Source organism: Mycobacterium sp., from assembly GCF_049673265.1.
In the GTDB taxonomy this organism is placed as follows: Bacteria; Actinomycetota; Actinomycetes; order Mycobacteriales; family Mycobacteriaceae; genus Mycobacterium.
This window is the reverse complement of record NZ_JBATXN010000646.1, coordinates 1-10325: the sequence shown is the minus strand read 5'-3', so window position 1 is coordinate 10325 and position 10325 is coordinate 1. Positions and strand designations below refer to the sequence as shown.

10 protein-coding genes are annotated in these 10325 nt (G+C 64.9%); 5 read left to right on the top strand and 5 right to left on the bottom strand.

The genetic code is table 11. From position 1 onward, the window contains the following. Positions 1–41: 41 nt before the first annotated feature. Together WBF82_RS21910 and secY are read right to left on the bottom strand one after the other, a co-directional pair. The gene (locus tag WBF82_RS21910; RefSeq protein ID WP_424385032.1) at positions 42–587 is read right to left on the bottom strand and encodes an adenylate kinase; all 546 of its coding nucleotides are present in this window, start codon (positions 585–587) and stop codon (positions 42–44) included. Continuing rightward, positions 584–1909, bottom strand: coding sequence for a preprotein translocase subunit SecY (secY, locus tag WBF82_RS21905; RefSeq protein ID WP_424385031.1), 1326 nt, complete (start codon positions 1907–1909; stop codon positions 584–586). Before secY ends, WBF82_RS21910 begins: the two co-directional genes overlap by 4 nt. A gap of 265 nt (positions 1910–2174) precedes the next feature. Here secY and WBF82_RS21900 point away from each other — a divergent pair, with 265 nt between their 5' ends. Then, positions 2175–3086 carry a class I SAM-dependent methyltransferase gene (locus tag WBF82_RS21900; RefSeq protein WP_424385030.1) on the top strand — a complete coding sequence of 304 codons (912 nt, stop codon included), beginning with the start codon at positions 2175–2177 and terminating at the stop codon, positions 3084–3086. Here the strand turns inward: WBF82_RS21900 and WBF82_RS21895 are convergent. Further along, positions 3079–4416: a xylulokinase gene (locus WBF82_RS21895; protein ID WP_424385029.1), complete on the bottom strand. Its 1338-nt coding sequence runs from the start codon at positions 4414–4416 to the stop codon at positions 3079–3081. The genes WBF82_RS21900 and WBF82_RS21895 overlap by 8 nt on opposite strands. Before the next feature lie 21 nt (positions 4417–4437). Here WBF82_RS21895 and WBF82_RS21890 point away from each other — a divergent pair, with 21 nt between their 5' ends. Continuing rightward, entirely contained in the window at positions 4438–5418 is a 981-nt protein-coding gene (locus tag WBF82_RS21890) for an NAD(P)-dependent oxidoreductase (protein WP_424385028.1), read from the top strand. Further along, entirely contained in the window at positions 5415–6071 is a 657-nt protein-coding gene (locus tag WBF82_RS21885; protein ID WP_424385027.1) for an L-fuculose-phosphate aldolase, read from the top strand. Before WBF82_RS21890 ends, WBF82_RS21885 begins: the two co-directional genes overlap by 4 nt. A gap of 72 nt (positions 6072–6143) precedes the next feature. Here WBF82_RS21885 and WBF82_RS21880 read toward each other — a convergent pair whose 3' ends face one another. Both WBF82_RS21880 and WBF82_RS21875 read right to left on the bottom strand, forming a co-directional pair. After that, positions 6144–7388, bottom strand: coding sequence for a cytochrome P450 (locus tag WBF82_RS21880; RefSeq protein WP_424385026.1), 1245 nt, complete (start codon positions 7386–7388; stop codon positions 6144–6146). Further along, on the bottom strand, positions 7385–7963 hold the full coding sequence (locus WBF82_RS21875; protein ID WP_424385025.1) for a TetR/AcrR family transcriptional regulator: 579 nt from the start codon (positions 7961–7963) through the stop codon (positions 7385–7387). The genes WBF82_RS21880 and WBF82_RS21875 overlap by 4 nt, the downstream gene beginning before the upstream one ends. A gap of 92 nt (positions 7964–8055) precedes the next feature. Here WBF82_RS21875 and WBF82_RS21870 point away from each other — a divergent pair, with 92 nt between their 5' ends. Both WBF82_RS21870 and WBF82_RS21865 read left to right on the top strand, forming a co-directional pair. Beyond that, positions 8056–9093: a dihydrodipicolinate reductase gene (locus tag WBF82_RS21870; RefSeq protein ID WP_424385024.1), complete on the top strand. Its 1038-nt coding sequence runs from the start codon at positions 8056–8058 to the stop codon at positions 9091–9093. A gap of 179 nt (positions 9094–9272) precedes the next feature. Further along, the coding region (locus WBF82_RS21865) for a hypothetical protein (protein WP_424385023.1) at positions 9273–10325 on the top strand (1053 nt) is incomplete at its 3' end.

The window sequence follows — 10325 nt, the reverse complement described above, 5'->3', positions numbered from 1 at the left end:
GAACGAGCTTGCGACTGCGCAGCACGCCCAGGGCGATCACGTTACTTTCCCAAGGCTTGTAGCGCGCGGGCGAATACTTCGTCGACAGATCCGACCGCGTCGACCGTTTTCAACTCGTCGGTGTAGTACTCGATCAGCGGCGCGGTTTCGTCGCGGTAGATCTTCATCCGGTTGAGGATGACCTCGTCGGTGTCGTCGGCGCGGCCGCGCGCTTTGAGCCGCTCGAGCAACACCTCCTCCGACACCCGAAACTCCAGCACCGCGTCGAGCTGGGTCCCGCGGCGCTCGAGCATGTCGTGCAGTGCCTTGGCCTGCCCGACCGAGCGCGGGTAGCCGTCCAGGATGAAGCCGTCGCCTACGTCCGGCTTGGTCAGCCGGTCGTCGACGAGTTCGTTGGTCAGTTCAGACGGCACCAGATCGCCGGCGTCCAGGTAGCGCTTGGCTTCCAGACCGAGCTTGGTGCCGGTGTTGATGTTGTCCCGAAACAGCTGTCCGGTCGACAGATGCGGTATTTCGAGTTTTTCTGCCAGCTTCTCGGCCTGCGTGCCCTTACCCGCTCCGGGCGGACCAAGCAACACGACTCTCACTTGAGGAACCCTTCGTAGTTGCGCTGCATCAGTTGGCTCTCAATCTGTTTCACGGTATCCAAACCGACACCGATCGCGATCAAGACCGCAGTGCCGCCGAACGGCAGGTTCTGCACGGTCCCCGTGTTGCCGATCTGGAGGAACAGATTTGGCAGTACCGCGATGACGCCGAGGTAGATCGAGCCTGGCAGCGTGATCCTGCCGAGCACATACCGCAGGTAGTCAGCGGTTGGCTTTCCGGGCCGAATACCGGGAATGAAACCGCCGAACTTCTTCATCTCGTCGGCACGTTCGTCGGGGTTGAACGTGACCGAGACGTAGAAGTAGGTGAAGAAGATGATCAGCCCGAAATAGACGGCGATGTAGACCGGGCTGCCGGGGTTCGACAGGTAGTTGGCGATGAATTTGTCCCACCAGCTGTTGCCTGCACCGCCCGTGCCGCTACGGATCAGCTGGGTGATCAGGCGCGGAATGTAGATCAGCGACGAGGCGAAGATGACCGGGATAACACCGGCCTGGTTGACCTTCAGCGGCAGATACGTCGAGGTGCCGCCGTACATCCGCCGGCCCACCATTCGCTTGGCGTACTGCACCGGGATGCGGCGCTGGCCCTGCTCGACGAACACCACGCCGACGACGATGATCAGGGCTGCGAAGCACACCGCCGCGAAGATCACCCCGCCGCGGCTGTCCAGGATGCTCTTGCCTTCACCCGGAATACGGGCGGCGATGCCGGCGAAAATCAGCAGCGACATGCCATTGCCGATGCCGCGTTCGGTGATCATCTCGCCCATCCACATCACCAGCGCCGCGCCCGCCGTCATCACCAGCACGATCACGACCAAGGTGAAGATGCTCTGGTTGGAGATGATGTCCAGGCTGCAGCCCTGCAGCAGCCCGCCGTTAGCGGCCAGCGCCACGATGCTGGTGCCCTGCAGAATGGCCAGCGCGATCGCCAGGTAGCGGGTGTACTGGGTCATCTTGACCTGGCCGGACTGCCCTTCTTTACGCAGTTCCTCAAACCTGGGGATGACCACGGTGAGCAGCTGCACGATGATGCTCGCGGTGATATACGGCATGACCCCGACCGCGAACACCGTCAGCTGCAGCAACGCACCGCCGGAAAACAGGTTGATCAGCGAGTAAATTTGGGCCGCTTCCCCACCGCTGACTTGTTGGATGCACTTCTGCACATTCGGGTAGTTCACCCCGGGCGACGGCACGGACGCGCCAACCCGGTAGAGGACCACGATGCCCAGCGTGAACAGGATCTTGCGTCTCAGGTCGACTGTTCGCAGCGATGAGATGAAAGCCGAAAACACTCTTCCTCCTGCGCCGCCGGTCTCTGGTAGCGGCATGCCAACGGGGCTGGTGTTACCAGCATTAAAAAATCCAGCGGTCCTACGCGCCAAGCACTCGCAGGCCAGGAGGTGTCCGGCGCGCGTCAGACAGTCTACGAGACTAACAGCGGTGGTCGCGCCTCCCCTAAAACGGGTGGCCCCGCACACAGCGCCTCACATCAAAACAAGGCGTACAGTTTCACTGGCTCTTTACCTTGGCTAAATATCAAGTTGGTTGGGAGTGACGATGGCACGCAGCGACAGCGACACCTGGGACCTGGCATCCAGCGTCGGCGCCACCGCGACGATGGTCGCCGCCGCCCGCGCTCTGGCCAGCAAGGACGCCGAGCCGATCATCGACGACCCGTTCGCCGCCCCGCTGGTGCGGGCGGTGGGGATTGATTTCTTCATCCGTGTGCTCGACGGCGAGATCAGACCGACCGATGCAGGCCAGCCCGGCGAGGTCGAATTGCAAACAGAAACTGACTCGCTCGCGGTGCGCACCCGGTTCTTCGATGACTTCTTCCTGCACGCAACGGCAGCGGGGATTGGTCAGGCGGTGATCCTGGCCGCCGGTCTGGACGCCAGGGCGTATCGGCTGGCGTGGCCGCCCGGCACCGTCGTTTACGAAGTCGACCAGCCCAAGGTCGTCGAATTCAAAACCGACACGATGGCGCAGCTGGGCGCCGAACCGACGACCGAGCGCCGCACGGTCAGCATCGATTTGCGCGAAGACTGGCCGACGGCGTTGCGCGACAGCGGTTTTGACGACACCAAACCGACGGCCTGGAGCGCCGAAGGACTGTTGATGTATCTACCGCCCGAAGCCCAGGATCGGCTCTTCGATCACATCACCGCGCTCAGCGCCCCTGGTAGTCAACTGGCCACCGAATATCACCCGGACAGCGGTCCGACGATGGCCGAACGAGGCAAGGCGATGAACGCCCGCTGGGCCAACCTGGGCTGCGATCTCGATTTGTCGGGGCTGTTCTACGACGGCGAGCGCAACAACGTCGCCGAGTACCTCAGCGCTCGGGGCTGGCAAGTCGCCAGCCGCGCCCGACGGGAGCTGTTCGCCGACTACGGTCGCCCATTCCCCACCGACGAAGCATTGGCCGCTTTCCGCAACATCATCGCGGTGATCGCAACCCTCAGCTAGCTGTTGACGGCCGGTCAGCCATCTCGAGAAACCGGCCGTAACGCCGGGCCATCGGACCCGTCCAGGCGGGATCGGGTTGCACGACGCGCTCGATGGCGGCCCAGCGCGCGGCATCGGCCATCGACGACTCTTTGCCGATTGCCATCCGGCTCAGGAAAGCAGCGCCCAGCGCCGCGCCTTCGGCCACACCCGACACCTCCACCGGCCGGCCGGTGGCATCGGCGATGGCCCGCAGCCACGGCTCGACGCGGGTACCACCGCCCGCGGCCACGATCCGCGACGGGTTCACCCCGCTCAGTTCGATGAGCTGGCGGACGACGAAGCCGGACGCCTCGTAGGCGGCCCGGCGCAGCGCCGCCGCGTCGTGGGTGAGGTCCAGGCCGTCGAGCATCCCGCGACGGTCGGGGTCGTGGAAGGGTGTGCGCTCGCCGCGCAGGTACGGCGACCACACCGGCACCCGCCGCGGGTCCGCCGCCGCCGGGTCGCCCGGCCCGAGCACCCGATCGACCCAACCGAGGAACAGCCCGCCGGCATTGCTGGCTCCGCCGATCTGGCTCTTTCCGGTCATGGTTGGCAGCGTCCACAGGCCCGGCACCTGCCGCGCATCGGGAATGGTCACCCAGACGATCAACGTGGTGCCGCACAGCACGATCACATCGCCGTCGTCGTCGGCGCCGGCCACCATCTGCTCACACAGCGCGTCGATGGCGCCCACCGCCAGCACGGCACCGGCGTTGCGCAGCTGCCCGGCCGCAACACCGGGTGCTTCCACCCGGGGCATCCGGTCGACCGTCACCCCGCGGTCGGCACAGGCTGCGGCGTTCCAGGCGCCGTCGAACAGCGGCAGCGCGGTGTACGCGGTGGGAAAATCGACCACCGCCTCGCCGGCCAGCGCGTAATTGGCGACCGCCGGCGCCGGCCAGTACCCGGCCGCATCGGGGGCTTGCGCGGCCGTCCAGCGCAGAAATTCCGCAGCCTCGCCCACCGGGAACGGGCTGCCGCTGTCCGTCTCGACAACGCGGCCCCGGCTGTCGCCGTAGAGCAGCCCCGGCGTGATCGGATGGCCGCCGGAATCGACCGCGGTCAGCGACGGGACCATCGCGGAAACCGCGACCGCTGCGGCGTCCGGGCGCGCCAGTTGGTCCAGTGCGGCCAATGGGCCGAGCCGCCACGCCTCTTCTGCGTTGTGCTCCAGCCGGTCCGGCGTCGGCACCCGCAACTCGTGCGGGATGCGTGTCCGCGCGACCACCCGGCCATCCTGGTCGGCGGCCACCGCTTTGACTGCGGTAGTGCCGATGTCGATGCCGATTGTGACCTCTTCGCGTGACACGGGCGTCACCGTACGCCAGCATTGGCAGTCGTGACCCGTGCTTTGGTGACGGCCCCGTTGCGTGGCGAGGGGTTCGAAAAGTTGCGACAGCTGGCCGATGTCGTCTATGACCCGTGGATCGAACAGACCCCGTTGCGCATCTACACCGCCGAGCAGCTGGCCGACCGGATATCCGCCGAGGCCGCCGATATCGTTGTGGTGGAAAGTGATTCGGTCAGCGGTCCGGTGTTCGACTTGGGCTTGCGGGCCATTGCATCCACTCGCGGAGATCCCAACAACGTCGACATCGCGGGTGCGACGGCGGCCGGCATTCCGGTGCTGAACACCCCGGGCCGCAACGCCGACGCGGTCGCCGAGATGACGCTGGCGCTGCTTTTCGCCGCCACCCGCCACGTGTTGGGTGCCGATGCCGATGTGCGGGCCGGCGAGGTGTTCCGCGACGGCAGCATTCCCTATCAGCGCTTCCGCGCGTGGGAGGTGGCCGGGCAAACAGTCGGCTTGGTTGGCCTGGGCGCCGTTGGGCGGGCGGTGAAGTGGCGAATGGCCGGGCTCGGCATGCGGGTCATCGCCTATGACCCGTACAACGACGAGGCCACCCACGGTCTCGACGAACTGCTCGCCGAGGCCGACATCGTCTCGCTGCACGCGCCGGTCACCGCCGACACCACCGGGCTGATCGGCGCCAAGCAATTCGCGGCAATGCGCGACGGGGTGGTCTTCCTCAACACCGCCCGGGCTCAGCTACACGACACCGACGCGCTGGTCGAGGCGCTGCGCAGCGGCAAGGTGTCCGCCGCGGGCCTGGACCACTTCGTCGGTGAATGGCTGCCGACCGATCACCCACTGGTCGCGATGCCCAATGTCGTGCTCACGCCCCACATTGGCGGCGCTACGTGGAACACTGAGGCGCGCCAGGCGCAGATGGTGGCCCACGACCTGGAAGCGCTGCTGTCCGGCAAGACGCCCGCCCATATCGTCAACCCGGAGGTGCTAGAGCCATGAAATTTGTTGACAACGCTGAGGCGGCGGTGCTGGCCGCGGCCAAGGACATGCTGCGCCGCGGGTTGGTCGAGGGCACCGCGGGCAACATCTCGGCGCGGCGCGAGGACGGCAACCTGGTCATCACCCCGTCGTCGGTGGATTACGCCGAAATGACGCTCGACGACCTGGTAGTGGTCGATTCGGACGGCGGCGTGCTGCACGCCGCCGAGGGCCGATCGCCGTCGACGGAGATGAAGCTGCACCTGGCCTGCTTTCAGGCGTTCGACGACATCGGCAGCGTCATCCACAGTCACCCGGTGTGGGCCACCATGTTCGCGATCGCACACCAGCCGATTCCCGCGTGCATCGACGAGTTCGCCATCTACTGCGGCGGCGAGATTCGTTGCGCCGACTACGCCGCGTCCGGTACACCCGAAGTGGGCAGCAACGCGGTCAAGGCGTTGGAAGGCCGTGCCGCCGCGCTGATTGCCAACCACGGTCTGGTGGCGGTCGGGCCGCGGCCGGACAAGGTGCTGCATGTCACCGCACTGGTTGAGCGAACCGCTCAAATCGTCTGGGGTGCAAAGGCTTTAGGCGGGCCAGTTCCGATTCCCGACGACGTCAACGCCGGCTTCGCCGGAATTTACGGCTACCTGCGCGCCAACCCGATGTAGCGCGAGCAGACGCAAAAGTGCGCGACACGCCGAGGCGCGCGGGGCTTTTGCGTCTGCTCGCGACGGCGTCGCTCAGTTCATACGCGGGGCATGATGCAGGCTGACCGGCAGCGAGTCATAAACGGTCATGTTGTTGGAAAGGTCGGGCAGCGTCAGCGTTGGCTCGCCGGTTTCGATGGCGTCCGTGTTCAACAAGATCTCGTCGAGGGCGGCCCTGACTTCCGCGCGGGCAAGCATGGCGCCCAGACAGTGGTGGGCGCCACCGCCGCCGAATGACTGGTGGGGATTGGGATCACGGCGAATGTCGAAGCGGTTCGGATCCTCGAAGACATCCTCGTCGCGATTGGCCGAGCGCAACATCGTCACCACGCGCGCGCCCTCGGGGACAAGCGTGTCGCCGAGGATCACGTCCTGGGTCGCTCCGCGCACCCAGAACATGATCGGCGTGGAATACCGGATGACCTCCTCGACGGCCGTGCTCCGTGCGTCCGGCTCGGACCGGTAAATCTCGATCTGATCCGGATTGGCGACGAAGGCCCGAATTCCGTCGCACAACGCGTTGCGAGTGGTGTCGGCGCCGGCCAACGCCAGAACAAAGAAGAAGATCTCCAGCTCGTTGGAGGGCAATAGGAAGCTTTGCCCCGAGTCTGCGGTGATCTCCGTGGTGCACAGCGCACTCCAGATGTCGTCGACGGGATTTTGGCGTTTGTTCGCCGTCAGCGTGCTGGCGTACTGAAACAACTCGACGAAGGGCAATGTGTCGTCGCCGTCGGGGACGGCAAGCTGGGCTCCGGCGGTCTTCAAGACCTTGTCGATTAGGCCGAATACATGCGGCCGATCGGCCTCTGGGATCCCAACGATGTCGCCGATCACCGAGATCGGCAGTCCCGCCGCCAGATCGACGAACTCGCCACCGCCGGATTCCAGCAGGGCGCCGGCCATCGCCCTGGCCCGCTTGCGAATTCCGTCTTCCAACTTTGCCACCGCCCGCGGGGTGAACGCGCGCGAGATGACCTTGCGGCGGATGGTGTGATCGGGCGGGTCCAAGCTCACAATGGCTGGATAGGCGTCGAACAGCGGCACGTCCTGGATCAGTGGTCCACGAGTCGCGGTGAACAACTCACAGTCGCGGTGCACTCGCGCGACATCAGCATGCTTCGTGCAGACCCAAAACTCGCGACCCACTGCAGATTTCACGTCATCGGTGAGTTGCTGGTGAAACACCGGCGTACGGGCGCGTAGTGCGGCGAACAGTTCGTCGGGAAATCGCGACGCCCAGATCGCGGGCTCGGCCAGGTCGATCGTCGTATCTGTCACGATGGGGTTCCCCCTACTTCGCTCCGCAGACCAGCGAGTATCAGACGCAACCCGTACCGAAACGCCCGATCGCTCGGCCCCTCACCCGTAGCGGTGGCCTCGCGGATGTGTGCGAGCTGCACCGAACCCAGGAGGTGGATGTACAACGCGGTGTGCGCCGCCTCGAAATACTCTGCATGCAAACCAGATTCGTGCAAGATGCGGCGAGAGGCGCGATCCATCTCAGCAGCCGCGGTGGTGTGCGGATATTCCTGAAGCAAGGCCGCGATCCCCGGTACCTCGAGCAACACCGTCCAGGTATTCGCGTAAAGCGCAACCAAACGCGATTCCCAGTCGCCCTCCTGCGGCACCTCGATCTCGGCGAGCACCGACTCAATCAGCAGATCAAACAGTTCGCGCTTGTCGCGAACGTGGTAGTAGACCGATGAGGCCGCCGTACCTGCTTCAGCCGCGAGTTCGCGCATGGTGACCCGGCTGACGCCGACGCGCTTTGCCAAACGCAGCAAGTGCTTCGTCAGGTGCGCCCGGTCCAGCGCCCCATGGCGAAGCACCGGCGCACCAGAGGCAGTTTGCACGCCCCTCCACCCCTCTCGAACGACGGTCGAATTCGAACAATGATCTGATTAGAACAACGTTCGAGAGAACCTGTCAACCGTTACGGTGAGGCATGACGCGATATGAGGTTGTCCAGTGGTCAACCGGCAACATCGGCAGTCGCGCGCTCGGCATACTGCTGGACCGTGATGACTTCGAGGTAGTGGGCGTCCACGCCTTCAGTTCGGACAAGGTGGGATGCGACGCGGGTTCACTGGCCGACCGACCCCGGGTTGGCATTGCAGCAACCGCCGATACCGATGCGCTGATCTACCTTCGCCCGGATTGCGTGAACTACATGCCTCGCGTCATCGATTACGAACTAGTGGCCAGAATGCTGCGCTCCGGCATCAACGTCGTCACCACTGGCGATTTCCTGACCGGCACTCATCACCCAAGCGAGCGACCAGCGCTTGAGGAGGCGGCACGACGGGGCGGCGCCACCTTCCTGGGAACGGGATTCGAGCCCGGCTTTATCAACGTCGTTGCCGGTTTCCTTACCGGGGCATGCCGACAAGTCCATCACGTCAAGCTCGTCGAAACGTTGGACTGCACCACCTATCCCGTCGCGGATGCATGGCGGGTGCTCGGATTCGGCAAACCGCCCCGCGAGCGCGTTACGCAGATCGATCCGAACACGCAACGTTTCGGGCTCGGCTATTTCGAGACCCTGGACATGATCGCCACGATGCTGGGTACCGAGCTGGACTCCAAGGAGGCATTCGTCGAGCCCGCCGTGCTAACCCGGGACCTGAACCTCGGGTGGGCGGACTTCGCCGCCGGTACCGTCGGCGGTCAACGCCGCACCTATCGCGGCATTCGCAAGGGCCGTGCGGCGATCGAGCTGGCCATCTGCTGGACCATGAGCAATGACGCGCTCGACCCGCAATGGAGCGACCCCGAGGGATTCAGCGTGGTCATCGAAGGCCAACCACACGTCGACGCGACGATCCGATTCGGCAAGCCCGGCGAGGACACGATGACCGTGTTGATGGACAGCACCGCGGTCGCGGCGGTCAACGCCATACCGTTCGTCTGCGCCGCGCAACCGGGCGTCATTACCCCAATTGACCTACCCATCACCGGATCCCAAGGCGCACTGAAGGTCTGAGATGGGGTTTGTCGCGGCAATGCGTGTATTCGGTGGCTGGCGCAGTTTTCGGTGAGGTTCTCGATGATGGCTCGGCTGAACTGGCCGACGGTCCTCGCCCCTAGCCACGTGACAGCTTGGGTGCTGCGTCGATCGTGAACGGTCGGCTGTCGCAGTTCCGTCGCCGTTAGTGTGCAGTTATGGACGCGCTTGAGCCGGCCCAAGGCGCGGTCGCTGGAAGGGGTGTCGCCGCGTCTCTGCTGGCGAATGTGTCCAGCCTGGCTGACGACATGCTCAGGTATTTAGTCGAGCGGATACCGGAGGTCGGCGGGGATGCCGAGCTTCGCGGCCTGACCCTGGGATCGTGCTCGTCGAATCTCGAAGCGGTACTTTCGATGTTTCGTCATGGGATCGACGTAGCAGCGGCGGAAGCGCCGGTAACGGCGCTCGAACACGCGCGAGCAATGGCATCACGAGGACACAGCGTCGATGTGATGCTGCGGTTTTATCGGTTGGGTCATGAGTACTTCACCGAGAAGCTTTCCGAGTCGCTCACTGACTTGATCGACGACCCCACTGTCGCGCTGAGGACGTTTATCGATCTGGAGCGGTTCGGGTTTCGATACATCGACCGCATCTCCAGTCTGGTGGCTGCCGAGTACGTTGCTGAGCTCGACCGACGCCAGAACCAGGCAAGAGCCGAGCGCGACGATGTCGTGCGGGCACTGCTCGCTGGGGAACGTGTCGACATCGCTCGGGCCGAACGTGTGCTCAGTCACCGGCTTACCGGTCGGCAGATCGGTTTCGTGTGCTGGGTCGACGACCGCGGTGTCGATCTTCAGGGAATCGCTAGGCGGGTTGGTAGGTTCCTCGGGGCGGGGCACTCGCTCGTTGTGGCGGACGGCCCACTGGCGGTGTGGGGATGGGCATCGATCACGGGGGACGTAAAGACTTCGCTCGCGGGCATGGCGACGGAGCTTCCCGACGAATGCGACAACGTTCACGTCGCGGTGGGCTCGCCCTATCCGGGGTCTGCGGGCTTTCGCACTTCCCACCTCGAGGCTCTACGCACTCGTCGGGTCATCGAACTGTCTGGGCGCGCGGCGCCTTCGATCACCGAGTTCAGCGATGTGGCGTTGGTGGACGCCATCTCGCGCGACCTGGATGCGGCGAGGGCCTTCGTTGCCGCTCAGCTCGGCGATCTGGCACGAGACGACGCGAAAGAGCGCGGCGAGCGCGCCGCACTCCTGGCT